Origin of the sequence: Pseudomonas sp. LAMO17WK12:I1 (assembly GCF_900177315.1) — a bacterium.
Taxonomy (GTDB): Bacteria; Pseudomonadota; Gammaproteobacteria; order Pseudomonadales; family Pseudomonadaceae; genus Aquipseudomonas; species Aquipseudomonas marginalis.
In genome coordinates, this window is sequence record NZ_FWZV01000009.1 from 133904 (window position 1) to 152273 (window position 18370).

16 protein-coding genes are annotated in these 18370 nt (G+C 61.9%); 7 read left to right on the plus strand and 9 right to left on the minus strand.

The features are described from left to right. Positions 1-71: 71 nt before the first annotated feature. The 3 genes from B9N88_RS18515 to gap all read right to left on the minus strand — a co-directional run bounded on the left by B9N88_RS18515 (position 72) and on the right by gap (position 2772). On the minus strand, positions 72-1040 hold the full coding sequence (locus B9N88_RS18515) for a FecR family protein (RefSeq protein WP_027605495.1): 969 nt from the start codon (positions 1038-1040) through the stop codon (positions 72-74). 74 nt (positions 1041-1114) lie between these two features. Next, entirely contained in the window at positions 1115-1633 is a 519-nt protein-coding gene (locus B9N88_RS18520) for an RNA polymerase sigma factor (protein ID WP_027605496.1), read from the minus strand. 137 nt (positions 1634-1770) lie between these two features. Further along, positions 1771-2772, minus strand: coding sequence for a type I glyceraldehyde-3-phosphate dehydrogenase (gene gap, locus B9N88_RS18525; RefSeq protein ID WP_027605497.1), 1002 nt, complete (start codon positions 2770-2772; stop codon positions 1771-1773). Between the two features lie 221 nt (positions 2773-2993). On the opposite strand from gap, the gene edd reads away from it, so the two are divergent. Genes edd through B9N88_RS18545 form a run of 4 tightly spaced genes read left to right on the plus strand, consistent with a single transcriptional unit; the run spans position 2994 to position 8000 of the window. Continuing rightward, entirely contained in the window at positions 2994-4820 is a 1827-nt protein-coding gene (edd, locus tag B9N88_RS18530) for a phosphogluconate dehydratase (RefSeq protein WP_027605498.1), read from the plus strand. Next, a complete protein-coding gene (locus tag B9N88_RS18535) occupies positions 4817-5773 on the plus strand; it encodes a glucokinase (RefSeq protein WP_027605499.1) in 957 nt (318 codons plus the stop codon). Before edd ends, B9N88_RS18535 begins: the two co-directional genes overlap by 4 nt. A gap of 33 nt (positions 5774-5806) precedes the next feature. Further along, positions 5807-6541 carry a response regulator gene (locus B9N88_RS18540; RefSeq protein ID WP_024077192.1) on the plus strand — a complete coding sequence of 245 codons (735 nt, stop codon included), beginning with the start codon at positions 5807-5809 and terminating at the stop codon, positions 6539-6541. Next, on the plus strand, positions 6531-8000 hold the full coding sequence (locus B9N88_RS18545; RefSeq protein ID WP_027605500.1) for an ATP-binding protein: 1470 nt from the start codon (positions 6531-6533) through the stop codon (positions 7998-8000). The genes B9N88_RS18540 and B9N88_RS18545 overlap by 11 nt, the downstream gene beginning before the upstream one ends. A gap of 63 nt (positions 8001-8063) precedes the next feature. On the opposite strand, the gene B9N88_RS18550 is transcribed toward B9N88_RS18545, so the two are convergent. Beyond that, positions 8064-8993, minus strand: a complete 930-nt coding sequence (locus B9N88_RS18550) for an AraC family transcriptional regulator (RefSeq protein ID WP_027605501.1) — start codon at positions 8991-8993, stop codon at positions 8064-8066. A 328-nt stretch (positions 8994-9321) separates the two neighbouring features. Between B9N88_RS18550 and B9N88_RS18555 the strand changes: the two genes are divergently transcribed. Next, positions 9322-9663, plus strand: coding sequence for a putative quinol monooxygenase (locus B9N88_RS18555; RefSeq protein ID WP_027605502.1), 342 nt, complete (start codon positions 9322-9324; stop codon positions 9661-9663). Between the two features lie 42 nt (positions 9664-9705). Further along, entirely contained in the window at positions 9706-9951 is a 246-nt protein-coding gene (locus B9N88_RS18560) for a hypothetical protein (protein ID WP_027605503.1), read from the plus strand. A 125-nt stretch (positions 9952-10076) separates the two neighbouring features. Here the strand turns inward: B9N88_RS18560 and B9N88_RS18565 are convergent, their stop codons facing one another. After that, positions 10077-10709 (minus strand): flavin reductase family protein, encoded by a 633-nt coding sequence (locus B9N88_RS18565; protein WP_027605504.1) that lies wholly within the window; start codon positions 10707-10709, stop codon positions 10077-10079. 177 nt (positions 10710-10886) lie between these two features. Here B9N88_RS18565 and B9N88_RS18570 point away from each other — a divergent pair, with 177 nt between their 5' ends. Then, positions 10887-11642, plus strand: a complete 756-nt coding sequence (locus B9N88_RS18570; RefSeq protein WP_027605505.1) for a COG4705 family protein — start codon at positions 10887-10889, stop codon at positions 11640-11642. Positions 11643-11930: 288 nt separating this feature from the next. Here the strand turns inward: B9N88_RS18570 and B9N88_RS18575 are convergent, their stop codons facing one another. The 4 genes from B9N88_RS18575 to B9N88_RS18590 form a co-directional block, all read right to left on the minus strand. After that, positions 11931-13250 carry an MFS transporter gene (locus B9N88_RS18575; RefSeq protein ID WP_027605506.1) on the minus strand — a complete coding sequence of 440 codons (1320 nt, stop codon included), beginning with the start codon at positions 13248-13250 and terminating at the stop codon, positions 11931-11933. A gap of 167 nt (positions 13251-13417) precedes the next feature. Next, the gene (locus B9N88_RS18580) at positions 13418-14752 is read right to left on the minus strand and encodes a sigma-54-dependent transcriptional regulator (protein ID WP_027605507.1); all 1335 of its coding nucleotides are present in this window, start codon (positions 14750-14752) and stop codon (positions 13418-13420) included. Beyond that, positions 14746-16512 carry an ATP-binding protein gene (locus B9N88_RS18585; RefSeq protein ID WP_027605508.1) on the minus strand — a complete coding sequence of 589 codons (1767 nt, stop codon included), beginning with the start codon at positions 16510-16512 and terminating at the stop codon, positions 14746-14748. The genes B9N88_RS18580 and B9N88_RS18585 overlap by 7 nt, the downstream gene beginning before the upstream one ends. A gap of 219 nt (positions 16513-16731) precedes the next feature. Next, the gene (locus B9N88_RS18590) at positions 16732-18255 is read right to left on the minus strand and encodes a fumarate hydratase (protein WP_027605509.1); all 1524 of its coding nucleotides are present in this window, start codon (positions 18253-18255) and stop codon (positions 16732-16734) included. Between the last annotated feature and the right edge of the window lie 115 nt (positions 18256-18370).

The window sequence follows — 18370 nt, forward strand, 5'->3', positions numbered from 1 at the left end:
AAATAGGAATCAGTTGCATTGGCTAAGACGAGACGTACCGCCGAAGGCTATCGAGTAAAAATAATTCTCATTTAGTTCAAAATCACCAGCGCGGGGTATTCCGACAACTTCGCTGAGGTGATGTGTGCCAGGGAGCGCACCACATCCAGGGGTTGGTCGAGGCGGTAGTTGCCGGTGACGGCGACGCTGGCGAGCTTGTCGTTGGTGTTGACGATCCAGCCGGGGTAGTAACGACGCAGTTCGGCGAGCACTTCGCTCATCGGGCAGTTTTCGAAAATCAGCCGGCCTTGCACCCAGGCCAGGTCCTTGTTGGCATCCAGCCTGGCCGGTTGGCCAAAGCCCTTGGGCCCGATGCGGATGCTTTCGCCGGCACTCAGGCGCACGCGGGCATCGTCGAAGGTGTTGCTCAGGTCGACATCGCCACGCTGCACCTGCACCTGGGCTTCGCCGTTGAGGTAGCGCACGGCGAAGGCGGTATCACGCACGCTGGCGCGCACGGGGCCGGCGTCGATTTCCAGGGGCAGGCCATGGCCGGGCATGATTTCGAAAAAGGCTTCGCCCTGGTACAGGCGAACGATCCGCTGGTGGTCCTTGATGCTGCTGGAAAACGCCGAATTGGTGTTCAGCAACACTTTCGAGCCATCGTCCAATTGCAGGCGCTGGCGTTCGCCCACCACCGTGAGATGGTCGGCTTGCAGGCGTACCGGCAGGTTGCTGAAGCTGAACAGGCCGATCAACAGCACGGCGGCGGTGGCCAGCGGTTTCCAGTGCGGCTTGATCCGGCGCCAGCCCCTGGGCTTGCGCGGCGCGGCCAGGGCGACGGCGGCGCTGTGCACCGGCGCGCCACCCCAGGCGGCCTGGGCCTTGCCGAAGGCGTGGACGTGGGCGGGGTCTTGGGCCAGCCAGGCTTCAAACTCGGCCTGCTGCCCGGGCGCTGGGCACTGCAAGGCGATCAGCCAATCGAGGGCCTGGTCCATAGCTGTATCTTGCAACACCTCATGAGCCAGCTCATGGGGGCGCAGTTTATTCGGGTCCGTCACGGTGTTCCTCGGGTCTTCGCCACGTTTTATTCATCTTTCCTACAGCTTGGGTCGACAATTCTGTCGGTTGAAGCTTAAGGCCGATCCAGTCTTTCGGCCACACCTACACAAATGGCCATGATCAATTTCAGTTCCTTTTGCACGGTGCTCAAGGACACGTCCAACTGATCGGCGATCTCCTGGTAGCTGCAACCGTGCAGGCGGCTGAGGATGAAAATCTGCTGCTGGCGCGCGCTCAACTGGCCGAGGCTGATGCTCAGGTGTTCAAGCAATTGCTCGGCCTGGGTTGCGTCTTCGGGGGTGCTGATGGGGGCGGCGACGCTTTGCAGGATCTCCAGTGGCACATCTTCCTGCAGGGTGCGCGCTTGAATCCTGCGTGAACGCAAGTGATCCAGCGCCAGGTTACGTGCGGTCTGGTAGACGAAGGGTTCGAGGTGATCGATCGGCCGCTCGCTGAGGGCCCGGGTGACGCGCAGGTAGGTTTCCTGCAACAGGTCCTCGGCGGTGCTGTGGTTATTCACCATCCGCTGCAAGGTGCGTAGCAGAATCACCCGTTGGGTGAGAAAGACTTGGTTGAAGCGAGATTGGCTCACAGTGATACCAGACCGATTTGAGTTAATGATAATGCTTATCATCAACTCAAATGGCAAGTGGCTATTCCTCTGTGTCTACATAGAACAATGTGGGAAGGGCGGTGCGACGATTCGAATGCCCCTCCCGCAGGACCGCATTACTCGGCGTTGCACAACGCCAGGCAGTTATCCAGCATGCGGTTCGAGAAGCCCCACTCGTTGTCATACCAGGCCAGCACTTTCAGCAGCTTGCCGCTGACCTTGGTGTGGTTGGCATCGAAGATCGACGACAGCGGGTTATGGTTGAAGTCACTGGAGACCAGCGGCAGGGTGTTATAGCCGAGGATCTTCGAGTGTTGGCTGGCTTCCTTGATCAGTGCGTTGACTTCGTCGGCAGTGGCGTCTTTCTTCAACTGCACGGTGAGGTCCACCAGCGACACGTTGATCACCGGTACACGCACGGCCATGCCGGTCAGCTTGCCTGCCAGCTCCGGCAGCACCAGGCCCACCGCTTCGGCGGCGCCGGTCTTGCTTGGGATCATGTTCTGGGTGGCCGAACGCGCGCGGTACGGGTCGGTGTGGTAGACGTCCGTCAGGTTCTGGTCGTTGGTATAGGCATGAATCGTGGTCATCAAGCCGCTTTCGATACCCAATTCGCGATGCAGCACCTGGGCGACCGGCGCCAGGCAGTTGGTGGTGCACGAGGCGTTGGAGATGATCTGGTGGGATTGACGCAGGATGTCGTGGTTCACGCCGTAGACCACGGTCGCGTCCGCGCCTTTGGCCGGGGCGGAGATGATCACCTTGCGTGCGCCGGCGGTAATATGGGCGGCAGCCTTGTCACGGTCGGTGAACAGACCGGTGCATTCGAACACCACGTCGACCTTGTGCGCCGCCCACGGCAGGTCGGCCGGGTTGCGAATGGCACTGACGGCAATCCGGTCACCATTGACGGTCAGGCTTTCCTGATCGTGGGCGACCTCTGCATCGAAAGTGCCGTGCACGGTGTCGTATTTGAGCAGGTGGGCGTTGATCGAGCTGTCGCCCAAATCATTGATGGCGACGATCTGCAAATCCTGGCGATAGCCTTGGGTATACAGTGCGCGCAGGACATTACGGCCGATACGGCCAAAACCATTGATTGCGATACGAAGAGTCATTGGAAAGTGCCTGTCGTCGATTTGTTGTAAGAATTACAAGATTATTCGCATAAAAATAGAAAACAAGCCTTTTTAGTGGCAATATTTTGTTCAATCTACAACGAGTGACCTGAATCAACTGGTCCGATGATCCAAACGACTCTCTGCCATCCCATGAGCTGCGGGCGTTTGATCAGCATAGACACTCAGGTCGCCACATCCGTTAGCCTGGAGTTCTACACATGCATCCCCGCGTCCTTGAGGTCACCGAACGGCTTATCGCCCGCAGCCGCGCCACTCGTGAGGCTTACCTTGCGCTCATTCGCGGCGCAGCCAGCGACGGTCCGATGCGCGGCAAGCTGCAATGCGCCAACTTCGCCCATGGCGTGGCCGGTTGCGGCACCGAAGATAAAAATAGCCTGCGCATGATGAACGCCGCCAACGTGGCAATTGTTTCGTCATATAACGACATGCTCTCGGCGCACCAGCCGTACGAACATTTCCCGGAACAAATCAAGAAAGCCCTGCGCGAAGTCGGCTCGGTCGGCCAGTTCGCTGGCGGCACCCCGGCCATGTGCGACGGCGTGACCCAGGGCGAGCCCGGCATGGAGCTGAGCCTGCTCAGCCGTGAAGTCATCGCCATGTCCACGGCGGTAGCGCTGTCCCACAACATGTTCGACGCCGCGCTGATGCTGGGCATCTGCGACAAGATCGTGCCCGGCCTGATGATGGGCGCGCTGCGCTACGGCCACCTGCCGATGATCTTCGTACCGGGCGGGCCGATGCCTTCGGGCATCTCCAACAAGCAGAAGGCCGATGTGCGCCAGCGCTACGCCGAAGGCAAGGCCACTCGCGAAGAGCTGCTGGAATCGGAGATGAAGTCCTACCACAGCCCCGGCACCTGCACCTTCTACGGCACCGCCAACACCAATCAACTGCTGATGGAAGTGATGGGCCTGCATTTGCCGGGTGCCTCGTTCGTCAACCCGTACACGCCGCTGCGTGACGCCCTGACCCGCGAAGCCGCGCACCAGGTCACGCGCTTGACCAAGGCCAACGGCAACTTCACGCCGATCGGCGAGATCGTCGATGAGAAATCCATCGTCAACGCCATCGTTGCGCTCAACGCGACGGGCGGCTCCACCAACCACACCCTGCACATGCCGGCCATCGCCATGTCGGCGGGCATCATCCTCACCTGGGACGACATGGCCGACCTCTCCGAGGTGGTGCCGACCTTGTCCCACGTGTATCCAAACGGCAAGGCCGACATCAACCACTTCCAGGCAGCGGGCGGCATGTCGTTCCTGATCCGCGAGCTGCTTGAAGCCGGCCTGCTTCACGACGACGTCAACACCGTGGCGGGCAAGGGCCTGAGCCGTTATGTCCAGGAACCATTCCTGGTCGACGGCGAGCTGGTGTGGCGCGACGGCCCGATCGAAAGCCTCGACGAAACCATCCTGCGCCCTGTGGCGCGTGCGTTCTCGCCGGAAGGCGGCCTGCGTGTGATGGAAGGCAACCTCGGCCGCGGTGTCATGAAAGTCTCTGCCGTAGCGCCTGAGCATCAGATCGTCGAAGCGCCGGCGGTGGTGTTCCAGGACCAGCAGGACCTGGCCGATGCGTTCAAGGCCGGCCAGCTGGAAAAGGATTTTGTCGCCGTGATGCGCTTCCAGGGCCCGCGCTCCAACGGCATGCCGGAACTGCACAAGATGACGCCGTTCCTCGGCGTGCTGCAGGACCGTGGCTTCAAAGTCGCACTGGTGACAGACGGGCGTATGTCCGGCGCGTCGGGTAAGATCCCCGCCGCGATTCACGTCAACCCCGAAGCCCAGAGCGGCGGGCCACTGGCACGGGTCAAAGATGGCGATATCATTCGCGTGGATGGCGTGAAGGGCACCTTGGAGCTTAAGGTGGACGCCGAAGAATTTGCAGCGCGCACGCCTGCCACGGGCCTGTTGGGCAATAACGTGGGGGCCGGTCGCGAGCTGTTTGCATTTATGCGCTTGGCCGCAAGCTCCGCAGAGCAGGGCGCCAGCGCCTTTACCTGTGCCTTGGAGACGCTTAAGTGAAGCTAGCGCTGGTCGGTGACATCGGGGGTACCAACGCCCGTTTTGCGTTGTGGCGAGATCAGGCACTGCATTCGATCCGGGTGCATGCCACGGCTGATCACCAAAGCCCTGAGGACGCGATCAAGGTCTACCTCAAGGAAGAAGGCCTGCAAATCGGCGACATCGGTGCGGTGTGCCTGTCGGTCGCCGGGCCGGTGAGCGGGGATGAATTCAAATTCACCAACAATCACTGGCGCTTGAGCAAGACTGCGTTTTGCCAGGCCTTACAGGTGGATGAACTGCTGCTGGTCAATGACTTCTCGGCCATGGCCCTGGGCATGACGCGTCTTAAACCCGACGAATTCCGCGTGGTCTGCCCTGGCACGCCGGAACCGTTGCGCCCGGCGGTGGTGATCGGTCCGGGTACCGGCCTGGGCGTCGGTACCCTGCTGGACCTCGGCGCAGGCCGTTACGCGGCGTTGCCGGGGGAGGGCGGCCACGTCGACCTGCCCCTGAGCAGCCCACGGGAAACCCAGCTGTGGCAGCATATCTACACCGAGATCGGCCACGTCAGCGCCGAAACCGCCTTGAGCGGTGGCGGTCTGCCGCGTCTGTACCGGGCGATTTGCGCGGTCGATGGCCACACACCCGTGCTCGACACCCCCGAAGCCATCACGGCGGCGGGCCTGGCGGGCGACCCGGTGGCCATGGAAGTGTTGGATCAATTCAGCATCTGGCTGGGCCGGGTGGCCGGCAACAATGTGCTGACCACCGGTGGACGCGGTGGTGTGTATATCGTGGGTGGGGTGATTCCGCGGTTTGCCGACTTCTTCATCCACAGCGGTTTTGCCAGGAGCTTCAGTGACAAAGGCTGCATGAGCGACTACTTCAAGGGCATCCCGGTGTGGCTGGTGACCGCGCCGTATTCCGGGTTGACCGGGGCGGGCGTCGCATTGGAGCAGGCGTTTGCCTGACCCGCACCACCTAATAACAACAAGGAGGACCCCGTGAGCGTAATCAGTAAATCGATTCTCCTCGTCGACGACGACCAGGAAATCCGCGAATTGCTGCAGACCTACCTCAGTCGCGCCGGTTTCCAGGTGCGTGGCGTGCCGGATGGCGCGGGGTTCCGCCAGGCGATGAACGAGGCGCCGTGCGATCTGGTCATCCTCGATGTGATGCTGCCGGACGAAGACGGTTTCAGCCTTTGCCGCTGGATTCGCCAGCACCCGCGCCAGGCGCAGGTGCCGATCATCATGCTCACCGCCAGTTCCGACGAAGCCGACCGTGTGATCGGCCTGGAACTGGGGGCCGACGACTATATCGGCAAGCCCTTCAGCCCCCGTGAGTTGCAGGCGCGGATCAAGGCCTTGTTGCGCCGCTGCCAGTTCGGCCAGGAGCGCAGCGGCAATGGCGATGTGCTGGTGTTCGATGAGTGGCGCCTGGATATGATCAGTCATCGGCTGTTCCACGTGGATGGCGAAGAGGTGATCCTCTCCGGTGCCGACTTTGCCCTGCTCAAGCTGTTTCTCGATCACCCGCAGCAGATTCTCGACCGCGACACCATCGGCAATGCCACCCGTGGCCGCGACCTGATGCCGCTGGACCGGATCGTCGACATGGCTGTCAGCCGCCTGCGTCAACGCCTGCGCGACACCGAAAAACCCCCGAGGCTGATCCGCACCGTGCGCGGCAGCGGCTATCAACTGGCAGCCAGCGTGGTTGCCGGCAATGCCCACTGAGCCGCTGAGCGAACGCCGCCGGCGCTTCCCGGTACCGCGCTCGCTGCTGGGGCGCATGTTGTTGCTGACCTTGCTTGCAGTGCTGTTCGCCCAGGCGCTGTCCAGCGTGATCTGGGTCTCGCAGTTGCGCGCCACCCAGCTAGAAGGCCTGGTCACCAGCGCCCGTAGCCTGGCGCACTCGATGACCGCCAGCGTGAGTTATTTCCGTTCGTTGCCGGTGGCCTATCGGCCGTTGGTCCTTGACCAGCTGCGCAGTATGGGCGGCACCCGTTTTGTCGTGACCCTCAATGATCGGCCCCTCGACATGCAAGTGTTGCCGCAAACCCCGCGTAAACAGGCGGTGCTGGTGGCCGTGGATGAAGTCCTGCGCCAGACCCTGGGCGCCGACGTGCCTATCTCGGTGGAGTTCGTCAGCGCCGAAGACCTGCGCATCTTCAACGCCGGCTTGAAACTGGATGAGTTGCCGCGCTCCTGGGCCCATTACGCGCTGACCCTGGAACCGGTCAACCCGCCGGTATTGGTGACCCAGATCGAACTCGCCCCCGGCGAATGGCTGTACATCGCTTCGCTGTTGCCCGAGCCATACACCAGCCTGGAAGAACAGGGCCTGCCGTCCCAGCAGGTGTGGTTTATCGTGCTGACCAGCGGCTTCTTGCTGCTGTTCATCGGCCTGCTGGTGCACTGGCAAAGCCGGCCGCTCAAGCGCCTGGCGCGGGCGGCGCGAGACATGTCCCTGGGGGCCGATGTGGAGCCGGTGGCCGAAGGCGGCGGCAGTGAAGTGGTGGAAGTGGGCCGCGCGTTCAATGCCATGCGCGAACGCATCAGCCGTTACCTCACGGAGCGCAGCCAGTTGTTCAGCGCGATTTCCCACGACCTGCGCACACCGATTACCCGCCTGCGCCTGCGCGTGGAATTGCTCGAAGACGAGAACCTGCAAACCAAGTTCGGCCGTGACCTGGATGAGTTGGAGTTGCTGGTCAAAGGCGCGCTGCAATGTGTGAAAGACACCGATATCCACGAGAACATCCAGCCGGTCGACCTCAACCATGTGCTCGAATGCCTGGTGGAGCCTTATGTGGCCCCCAACGGCAACGGCCGGGTCACCCTGGACGGCGCAGCGGTGGCGGCGTACCCGGGCAAGCCGCTGGCGCTCAAGCGCTGCATCGGCAACCTGATCGACAATGCCTTGAAGTACGGGCAGAACGCCCATTTGCGTATTGAGGACGATGGCGCGGAGTTCATCCTGCACGTCGACGACGAAGGCCCTGGCGTGCCGGAACAGCGTTTGGAACAGGTCTTCGAACCGCATTTTCGCCTGGCCGGCCAGCAGCAGGGCTACGGTTTGGGCTTGGGGATTGCGCGCAATATTGCCCATAGCCATGGCGGTGAAGTGAGTTTGCAGAATTTGCGTGAGGGCGGCTTGCGGGTCACCCTGCAACTGCCCCGGACCCTGGACTGAAAAACACCATTGGACAAATAGGGGAGGGGGCAAGCCTCTTCCCACATTTTGATCGTCTGTGTGTCAGACGCTTTGGCGCAGTCGTGCCAAATCCCTCAGCGGCGGTGCCCCAAACAACCGGCTGTACTCCCGGCTGAACTGCGACGGGCTTTCATACCCCACCCGATACCCCGCCGCCGACGCTTCCAGCCCTTCGGCAATCATCAGCCGACGTGCCTCCTGCAAGCGCAGCTGCTTTTGGTACTGCAACGGACTCATGGCGGTAATTGCCTTGAAACGGTGATGCAGGGTCGAGACGCTGAGGTTCACTTCCTTGGCCAGGTCATCGATGCGCAGCGGTTGTTCGTAGTTGCCATTGAGCCACTTGATCGCCTGGCTGACGCGATGGCTCTGGCTGTTGGCCACGGCAATTTCATACAGGCGATAACCCTGGGGACCGCGCAGCAGGCGGTAGAGGATTTCACGGTTGATCAGCGGCGCCAGCATGGCAATGTCTTTGGGCGTATCCAGCAGGCGCGCCAGGCGCAGCACGGCGTCGAGCAACTGGGGATCGATGCGGTCCACATACATCCCGCGCGATGTCGGGCGCGTGGGCACGCCCATGGGGCCGGCCTCGGCGATCAAGGCAGTGAGCTGCGCCGGGTCGATATTGATGCGTACTGACAGGTTTGGATCTTCCGGCGTGGCATCGATGATCCGCCCGGCCACGGGCATCGCCACCGAGAACACCAGGTAATTGAGCGGGTCGTAGGCAAAGATTTCGTCGGCCAGGCGCACTTCCTTGCTGCCGTTGGCAAGGATGCACAACGCCGGCTCCACCAGCACCGGCATGAAGTCACGCGGTGTATTGTGGCGGTTCAGGAACAGTGACGTAATCGCCGTGCCATAGGAGCCGTCTTCCCAGGTATGACGATGCACGATGCTCGCCAGCTCGGCGCGCTGTTTTTCCGTCTCGGCGTCGAGGGGCATGGACTGATGTTCGGGCGACGGCATAAGGCGTCCTCTGCATGCTTTTTTGATGGGCTCAGCTTAGCGGCGGCTTTTCAAGCAGTGTTAGGTCGATTCTGCACAATCCTTGCCTGATCCTGCGAAGCGTCGCGAATCAGGCAAGTTCTCGGGCTGTCATGTCCCTGAAACAAGGCGTTTGCCTGTGGAATCGAGTCGGCGGTCCCTCCGTCCTTCCTACGCTTCTCGCAGGATTGTGCAATAAGCCTGCAGGAATTGACTAACCGCGCCCGCACCCGCGCCGTTATCTTTGATCCTGTGGCAACACGCCCCCACAGTGCTTGCCGAGCATCACTTCTCAACGGGAGAGTCGAACATGTCCACCCCCATTCCCGCGAGCCATATGGCCTTTATCCGCGCCCGCACCGGGTGCAGCACCGAACTGGGTGCACGCTTGAGCAGTTTGATCGAACCGGGCCGCCAGGCTCAGGGTTGCCTGCAATTTTCGTTGCAGCATTCCCAGGTCGATCCCGATGTCTGGTTGATCTGGGGTTTCTGGAGCAGCGAGCAGGCGATGAGCGCCTACTTCAACTCGCCGGCCCTGATGATCTTCACCGAGCTGTTGAACGACATGGTCGTGCGCAGCATGGACTTCCAGACCTTCACCGATGCCTCTGCCGCCAATGCCTACGGCGAGTACCTGCAACTGGCCGGTTAATGGTTAGAATGGCCCACTTTTCCATTGGCCAGGACCTGCAACATGGCACGTAAACAATTTGCCCACCACGAAGCCGTTTCCGCCGTAGTACCGGGTGAAGGGGGCTACAGCGCCGCCGTCGCCGTCAAGGCACTTGATGGCATGGGCGCCCCGCAGTTTCACAAGATCCTGGATGGACAGACGTTCAAGACCGCCTCCGATGCCGATGATGCAGCCACCGTGCAGCTTGAACGGTTGATCGGTGTGGATGAAGAGGGTCAACTGACCTGGGCGAGCGCCGCCAGCTGAACAACGCCGACCCTCTAATGTGGGAGGGGGCTTGCTCCCGATAGCAGTGTGTCAGTCAACAACGATGTTGGATGTGCCATTGCCATCGGGGGCAAGCCCCCTCCCACTTTTTTGGTGTATTTCAGTCAGGGTTTGCTGGCGCCTGGGCGATACATCTTGAACAACGCCTCCGGCCCCAGCTGGAAGTAGTCTGCCGGGCCACCGCCACGCAAAATCGGCTCCGCGGCTGCGGTGTCGTACACCCCATCCTTGAGCAGCCACTTGGCAATGTGCACCGCGACCACCTCGCCCAGCACCAGCCAGCTGGGCACCAACTGCTGGTCGGCGCGCTGCAGCTGGATGATCTGCGTCACCTTGCACTCGAACGACACCGGGCTCTCGCCCACTCGCGGCACGCCGACGATTTTCGACGCCACCGGTGTCAGGCCGGACAACTCGAACTCATTCACCTCCGGCGAGACGGCCGCGCAGCTCTGGTTCATCTGCTCGGCCAGCGGGCGGGTGGCCAGGTTCCACACAAACTCGCCGGTCTGTTCGATGTTGTTCAGGCTGTCTTTGCGCCCGACGCTGGAAAACCCAATGATCGGTGGAATGTAGTTGAACGCATTGAAAAAACTGTAGGGCGCCAGGTTCAGGCGCCCGTTACTGTCGTGGGATGAAATCCAGCCAATCGGCCGTGGCCCGACAATGGCATTGAACGGGTCGTGTGGCAGGCCGTGGCCGTTGGCCGGTTCGTAGAAGTGGATATCGTCAGGCATGGCCGGGTTCCTGCTGCGGGGTTCTGGGAGGCCGTCATAGTGCAATCCACGGCGACGAATTTCCATCGGCCCTATGGAATTTTCATTCAGCGGCCACCTATTTTTCACAGCGGCCCGTTCAGTCTGCGCCCAAGGTCGATACCCCCTATAAGACTGAGCCTCGGAGCCTTCTACCGCATGAATAAACTTCCTCAGATCACCCTGGCGTTCTGGGTCATGAAAATCTGCGCAACCACCCTGGGCGAAACCGCCGGGGACTTGTTGTCGATGACCCTGAACGTCGGTTACGCCATCAGCTCGATGATCCTTATCAGCGTGTTCCTGGTCACTCTGGTGACACAACTCTGGTCGAAAACCTACAACCCGGTGCTGTACTGGATCGTGATCCTTTCCACCAGCACCGCCGGCACCACCATGTCGGACTTCATGGACCGCACCCTGGGCCTGGGCTACGCCACCGGGTCGATGATCCTGATCGTGATCCTGATGATCATCTTTGCCTTGTGGCACCTCAGTGGTGACTCGCTGAACGTGAACAAGGTGCAGACTTTCCGAGGCGAGCTGTTCTACTGGATGGCGATCCTGTTCTCCAACACCCTGGGCACTGCGTTGGGCGACTTCCTGGCGGACGATTCGGGGCTCGGCTTTGCCGGTGGCGCCTTGTTGATTGGCTCGACCATTGCCGCGGTGGTGGCGCTCAAGTACTTCACCCAAATCTCGTCGGTGCTGTTGTTCTGGGTGGCGTTTGTACTGACCCGGCCGTTTGGTGCAACCCTGGGCGACTTCCTGACCAAGCCCCATGAAAAGGGCGGGTTGGATTTCGGCACCATTGGATCGTCGGCGGTATTGGCGGCGGTGCTGGTGGTGATGATTGCAGGGGCGTCGTATGCACAGCGACGGTATGGCCGGAGCCCGGTAGCAGAGGTGTCCTGATTCAACAGGTGGGAGCGGGCAAGCCCCAATGCCAGTCAGTTAAGGAGGAACACTGTAACTGTGGTGAGCGGGCTTGCCCCGCGTTGGGCTGCGAAGCAGCCCCAAAACACAGCCCCGGACCTGTCTGGCACACTGCGGCGCGCTTATTGGGGCTGCTGCGCAGCCCAACGCGGGCGGTGCGACGATTCGACAAGCCCGCTCGCCACAGGTTACTGTGTGCCCGTTCTATCTCTTAACTGACTGGCATTGGGGCTTGCCCGCTCCCACATTTGTTACTGCATCCAACCGTTAGTCCGTGGTGATGCGCGAATGCTTGCGTGTGTCCTTCATGGTCACATAGACCGCCAGCGACACTGCAATACACGCAGTCACATACCAGTAGTAACCGGTTTCCATGCCGATGCTCTTGAACCACAGCGCGATGTATTCAGCGGTACCGCCGAAGATCGACACGGTCAGTGCATAGGGCAGGCCCACGCCCAGGGCGCGGATTTCGGTTGGGAACAGTTCAGCCTTGACCACGGCGTTGATCGAGGTGTAGCCGCTGACGATGATCAGCGCGGCCATGATCAGGAAGAACGCGCCCCACCAGGTCTGGATAGTGTGCAGGGTGGTGAGGATCGGTACGGTGAACAGCGTGCCGAGGATGCCGAAGGCGATCAGGATCGGCCGACGCCCGACTTTATCCGACAGCCCACCGACGATCGGTTGCAGGCACATGAACAGGAACAGCGTTGCCGCCGAGATCGTGGTGGAGTCGGAAATGCTCATGCCGACGGTGTTCACCAGGTACTTCTGCATGTAGGTGGTGTAGGTGTAGAAGGCCAGGGTGCCGCCCATGGTCAGGCCGACCACGGTCATCAGTTCCTTGGGGTGGCGCATCAAGGTGCGCATGGCGCTTTCCTTGGCTTTTTCCTTCTTGGTGAACGACTCGGTTTCTTCCATGCCGCGACGCAGGTACAGCGCGACCACTGCGCACAGGGCGCCGATGGCGAACGGGATACGCCAGCCCCAGTCGTACAGTTGCTCGGTGGTGAGCACTTGTTGCAGCACGATCAGTACTGCCAGGGCGATAAGCTGGCCGGAGATCAGGGTCACGTACTGGAAGCTGGAGAAGAAACCGCGACGTTCCTTGGTGGCCATTTCACTCAGGTAGGTGGCCGAGGTGCCGTATTCGCCACCGACCGACAAGCCTTGCAGCAGGCGGGCGAACACCAGCAGGATCGGTGCGCCGACGCCGATGGTTTCGTAACCGGGGCTCAGGGCGATGATCAACGAGCCAAAGCACATCAGCAGGACCGACGCCATCAGTGCTGCTTTGCGACCCGCACGGTCGGCGTACAGGCCCATCAGCCAGCCACCGATGGGGCGCATCAGGAAGCCCACGGCGAAGATCGCGGCGGTGTTGAGCAGTTGGGCGGTGGTGTCGCCTTTCGGGAAAAAGGCTTTGGCGAAGTACAGCGAGAAAGCGGCGTAGACATACCAGTCGTACCACTCGACCATGTTGCCGACCGATCCGCTGAAGATCGATTTGATGCGGCTGGTGGTGGTGCGTTCTTTAGCCGGCGCGGCCGCCGACCCCAGGGGCAAGGTGTTGGAGTTATCCATTGAAGGATCCTTCATCTAGTTGTTTTTATGGAGCGGCGCGAGCGCAGCCTGGCTGGGGCTATAGCAGGAGCTGTGCCAGGTAGATGAAGGCCCGGTCTAGAAGGGGCTGGGTTTTATTTTGGGCGGAAAGTCGCTGATGTTTTTGAGGGTGATGAGCGGAAATCCGCTCATTCGTCTTTCAGGAACATGTCCCTGGCCAACCCATGGCGCTGCATCTTTTCGTTGAAGGTGCGCCGTGGCAACTGCAACTCCGCCAGCACCGCCTTGATATCGCCTTTATACCGGGTCAATGCAGCCTTCAGGCAATGGGCCTCGAACGCCTCCTGCTGCGCGGCCAGCGATTGCCCGGCTTCGATCCCTTCCGGCTCCGGCTCGCCAAGGCCCAGCACCTGGCGTTCGGCGACGTTGGCCAGCTCACGCACGTTGCCCGGCCAGTCATGGCTGAGCAGGCGGCCCAACTGCGCGCCGCTCAGCGGTTCCGCGCTGCGGCCCAGGCGCTCGGCGGCGCTTTGGGCAAAGTGATCGAACAGCAGCGGGATGTCTTCGCGGCGCTCGCGCAGGGGCGGCAGGCGCAGTTGTGCAACGTTCAGCCGATAGGCCAGGTCTTCGCGAAAGCGCCCGGCGCGGGCTTCTTCCAGCAGGTCCGGCTTGGTCGCGGCAATGATGCGTAAATCCACATGAATGCTTTGATTGGAGCCCAGGCGTTCCAGCTTCTGATCCTGCAACACCCGCAACAGCTTCACTTGCTGGGCCAGGGGCATGCTTTCGATTTCATCGAGGAACAGGGTACCGCCATGGGCGTACTCCAGTTTGCCGATGCGCTTGCCCTGGGCACCGGTGAAGGCGCCGCTTTCGTGGCCGAACAGTTCGGCCTCGAACAGTTGCTCGGGAATCGCCGCGCAATTGAGCGCCACAAACGGTTTTTTCGCACGGGGGCCGAAGTCATGCAGGCAGCGGGCGACCAGCTCCTTGCCGCTGCCGGTCTCGCCACGGATCAGCACGTTGACCGGCAAGGTCGCCAGGTCGAGTACCTGTCGGCGCAGGTTCTGCAAGCCACGGGACACGCCGAGCAGGCTCGACTCCAACTGCGCCCGATGATCGGCCTGTTGGTGCAGGCGGCGGTTTTCGAGGATCAGCCCGCGCTTGTCCAATGCGCGGCGCAGGCTGTTGAGCAAGGCATCGGGGCTGAAGGGTTTTTCCAGGAAGTCGTAGGCGCCGTCGCGCATGGCTTCGACGGCCATCGGTACATCGCCATGCCCGGTCAGCAGGATGACGGGCAGGTCGGCGTCACGGCGCTGCACTTCGGCCAGCAGCTCCAGGCCGCTGAGCCCGGGCATGCGCACGTCGCTCAGGATCACCCCGGGAAAGTCCTTGGGCAGTTGCGCCAGGCAGGCTTCGGCGCGGCTGAACAACTGCACCTCGAACCCCGACAAGCTCAGCCATTGCTCGACGGCCGTACGAATGCTGGCTTCGTCATCGACCACAATCACCGCGTTCAACATAAGTCGGGTGTCTCCAGCGCGATAGGCAAGGTCAGGGTGAATACCGCGCCGTCGCCACGGTTACTGGCGCTCAGGCGCCCGCCCAATTCGTGCACGATAGCGTAGGAAACCGCCAGGCCCAAGCCGAGCCCGTCGCCCACCGGCTTGGTGGTAAAGAACGGGTCGAACACGCTGTTGAGGTGCTCTTCGGCAATCCCGCCGCCGCTGTCGCTGACCGTGAGTTGCCACAGTTGCTGGTCGGCATGCAGGCGGATTTCCAGGCGCTTGCGGGGTTTGTCGGCCATGGCGTCGAGGGCGTTGCGCAGCAGGTTGATCAGCACCTGTTCGAGGCGGATCGCGTCGCCGCGTACCCAGGCGGGGCGGGTCAGGTCCAGCACGGTGCCGATGGCTTCATCACGCAGGCGCGCGTCGAGCAGGTGCAGGGACTGGTCGACCACGGTGGCCAGGTCAAGGCGTTCGCGCAGGCCGCTGGGGCTTTTGCGCGCAAAGGTCTTGAGGTGGCCGGTCAGCGCGGCCATGCGTGTGAGCATATCGTCCAGTGGGGTCAGCGCCTTGTAGGCGTCGTCCACCCGACCGTGGTCCAACAGCAACCGCAGGGTCGCCAACTGCATGCGCTGGGCGGTCAGGGGCTGGTTGATCTCATGGGCGAGGGCGGCGGACATCTGCCCCAGCGCCGCTAATTTCGCCGATTGCACCAGGCCATCCTGGGCCGTGCGCAGGGCCTGGGTGCGCTCTTCAACAAGCTGTTCGAGTTCTTCGCGGCTGCGCTGGCGCAAACGGGCCAGGCGCCAGCGTTGGCTGAGGAACAGCACCAGGAACACCAGCGCCAGCCAGGAGCCGGCGGCGGCAAGGCCGGCGTTGCGCTGGTCTTCAAAAGCGAACTGGGGTTTGCGCAACAGGTGCAGGGTCCAGCCCTCGGCCTTCAGCGGCAGGGACTCCCAGATGTAATTGGCGTTGCCATCGGGGCCGTTGACGCGCATCAGGTGGCTGTTTTCGTCGAAGCGTTGCAACGTCTGGGTGTCCAGCGGCTGCAGTTGTTTCTTGTCGTATTGGCGGGTGGCCTTGAGTTCGACCAGATCGCTGGCCGACAACGGGTGCAGGTTGCGATAACGCCAGCCCGGTTGGTTGGCGATAAACACGATGCCGCGTGCGTCGCTGACCAGCAACAGGTCATCGCCCTGGGCCCATTCGCGCTCCAGCTCAGGGAATTCCAGTTTCACCACCATGGCGCCAAGGAACTGCTCGTGTTCATCCAGCACGGCGCTGGAGAGGAAATACCCCGGGATCCCGGTGGTTACGCCGACCGCGTAAAAGCGCCCGGTGCCCTGGCTCTTGGTCTGGCTGAAATACGGCCGAAACGCGTAGTTGTGCCCGACATAACTGCTCGGCAAGTTCCAGTTGCTGGCGGCCACGGCCAGGCCGGTGCGGTCCATCAACTCCAGGGTGGAGGACTGCGCCGCTCCATTGATGCGTTCGAGCTTGCGGTTGAGCAGGTCCTGGGTGCCGGCGTCCAACGGGCCTTTGAGCGCGTTGATCATCTCCGAGTCCAGCGCCAGCACGGCGGGCAGGGCGCGGTAGCGTTCGATCAGGGTGTGCAGGGAATTGGCGTACAGCGCCAGCTGCTGGTTGGCGCGGGCCGCATCGTCCACCAAAGCCTGGCGTTCGGCATGGCGCGTGGCCAAGGCCGCGGCCAGCAGCGCACCGGCGATGATCAGCAGGGAGTAGAAGGTCAGGCGCAGCGGGCGAGGGATCACGATCATACGGTGATGGGCAGGCACGGTAAGGGGAGTGCACCATAGCATGAGCGGCTTGGGTCTTGTGGTGAGGGGCTGTCGTGGCTGAAGGGAGAGTGGGCTTCTTGTGGTGAGCGGGGCAAGCCCGCTCACCACAATAAACCCGCTTGCCATAGGTGAATCAGCAGGCAATAAAAAAGCGACCGGGCCATGGGCCGCGGTCGCCTCAGTCTTGGGGGAGGGTGCTTACTGCACTTCTACCGCCAGGCTTTCACTGATCTTTTTCTGCCAGATGGCAGGACCGGTGATGTGGACGGATTCGCCCTTGCTGTCCACCGCAACGGTGACCGGCATGTCTTTCACGTCGAACTCGTAGATCGCTTCCATGCCCAGTTCGGCGAAGGCCACTACACGCGACTTCTTGATGGCTTGGGCCACCAGGTAAGCGGCGCCGCCCACCGCCATCAGGTACACGGCCTTGTGGTCCTTGATCGCTTCGATCGCGGTAGGGCCGCGCTCGGATTTACCGATCATGCCCAGCAGGCCGGTTTGCTCGAGGATCTGGCGGGTGAACTTGTCCATCCGCGTCGCGGTGGTCGGACCGGCAGGGCCAACCACTTCTTCGCGCACCGGATCAACCGGGCCGACGTAGTAGATAAAGCGACCCTTGAGGTCCACCGGCAGGCTTTCGCCCTTGTTCAGCATCTCGACCATGCGCTTGTGCGCGGCGTCGCGACCGGTGAGCATCTTGCCGTTGAGCAGCACGGTTTCGCCCGGCTTCCAGCTCTGTACTTCTTCCGGGGTCAGGGTGTCGAGGTTGACACGGCGGGCCGATGGGCCGGCTTCCCAGACGATTTCCGGGTAGGCGTCCAGCGGTGGCGCTTCCAGCGACGCCGGGCCCGAACCGTCGAGCACGAAGTGCGCGTGACGGGTGGCGGCGCAGTTGGGGATCATGCACACCGGCAGCGAAGCGGCGTGGGTCGGGTAGTCCATGATCTTCACGTCGAGCACGGTGGTCAGGCCACCCAGGCCCTGGGCGCCGATGCCCAGTTGGTTGACCTTCTCGAACAACTCCAGGCGCATCTCTTCGATACGGTTCTGCGGGCCGCGCTTTTTCAGCTCGTGGATGTCGATGGATTCCATCAACACTTCCTTGGCCATCACCGCGGCTTTCTCGGCGGTGCCGCCGATGCCGATGCCGAGCATGCCCGGTGGGCACCAGCCGGCGCCCATGGTCGGAACGGTCTTGAGCACCCAGTCGACGATCGAGTCGGACGGGTTGAGCATGGCCATCTTCGACTTGTTCTCGGAACCGCCGCCCTTGGCCGCCACATCCACTTCCACGGTGTTACCCGGGACGATGGAGTAGTGGATCACGGCCGGGGTGTTGTCCTTGGTGTTTTTACGCGCACCGGCCGGGTCGGCCAGGATGGAGGCGCGCAGGACGTTTTCCGGCAGGTTGTAGGCGCGACGCACGCCTTCGTTGATCATGTCGTCCAGGCCCATGGTGGCGCCATCCCAACGTACGTCCATGCCCACGCGCACGAACACGGTGACGATACCGGTGTCCTGGCAGATCGGGCGATGGCCGGTGGCGCACATGCGCGAGTTGATCAGGATCTGCGCGATGGAGTCACGGGCTGCCGGCGATTCTTCGCGCAGGTAGGCCTCGTGCATCGCCTGGATGAAATCAACGGGGTGGTAGTAGGAAATGAATTGCAGGGCGTCGGCAACGCTCTGAATCAGGTCGTCTTGCTTGATCACGGTCATGAGTCGCGCTCCTCTATAAGGGAACATTCAATAAAGGTGGGCTCAGTGGGGTGCATCGGTCGGCTGAGTCCACCTTTCCAAGGCACGCCAAGTGGTGCAGGCGCGACGCTAAAAA

Bases quoted from the DNA above. Each gene is read 5' to 3' on its own strand.
- B9N88_RS18565 (WP_027605504.1), bottom strand. From the start codon at position 10,709: ATGCCTGACGATATCCACTTCTACGAACCGGCCAACGGCCACGGCCTG.
- B9N88_RS18550 (WP_027605501.1), bottom strand. From the start codon at position 8,993: ATGCCGTCGCCCGAACATCAGTCCATGCCCCTCGACGCCGAGACGGAA.
- B9N88_RS18580 (WP_027605507.1), bottom strand. From the start codon at position 14,752: ATGTTGAACGCGGTGATTGTGGTCGATGACGAAGCCAGCATTCGTACG.
- B9N88_RS18570 (WP_027605505.1), top strand. From the start codon at position 10,887: ATGAATAAACTTCCTCAGATCACCCTGGCGTTCTGGGTCATGAAAATC.
- gap (WP_027605497.1), bottom strand. From the start codon at position 2,772: ATGACTCTTCGTATCGCAATCAATGGTTTTGGCCGTATCGGCCGTAAT.
- B9N88_RS18575 (WP_027605506.1), bottom strand. From the start codon at position 13,250: ATGGATAACTCCAACACCTTGCCCCTGGGGTCGGCGGCCGCGCCGGCT.
- B9N88_RS18555 (WP_027605502.1), top strand. From the start codon at position 9,322: ATGTCCACCCCCATTCCCGCGAGCCATATGGCCTTTATCCGCGCCCGC.
- B9N88_RS18585 (WP_027605508.1), bottom strand. From the start codon at position 16,512: ATGATCGTGATCCCTCGCCCGCTGCGCCTGACCTTCTACTCCCTGCTG.
- B9N88_RS18560 (WP_027605503.1), top strand. From the start codon at position 9,706: ATGGCACGTAAACAATTTGCCCACCACGAAGCCGTTTCCGCCGTAGTA.
- edd (WP_027605498.1), top strand. From the start codon at position 2,994: ATGCATCCCCGCGTCCTTGAGGTCACCGAACGGCTTATCGCCCGCAGC.
- B9N88_RS18545 (WP_027605500.1), top strand. From the start codon at position 6,531: ATGCCCACTGAGCCGCTGAGCGAACGCCGCCGGCGCTTCCCGGTACCG.
- B9N88_RS18590 (WP_027605509.1), bottom strand. From the start codon at position 18,255: ATGACCGTGATCAAGCAAGACGACCTGATTCAGAGCGTTGCCGACGCC.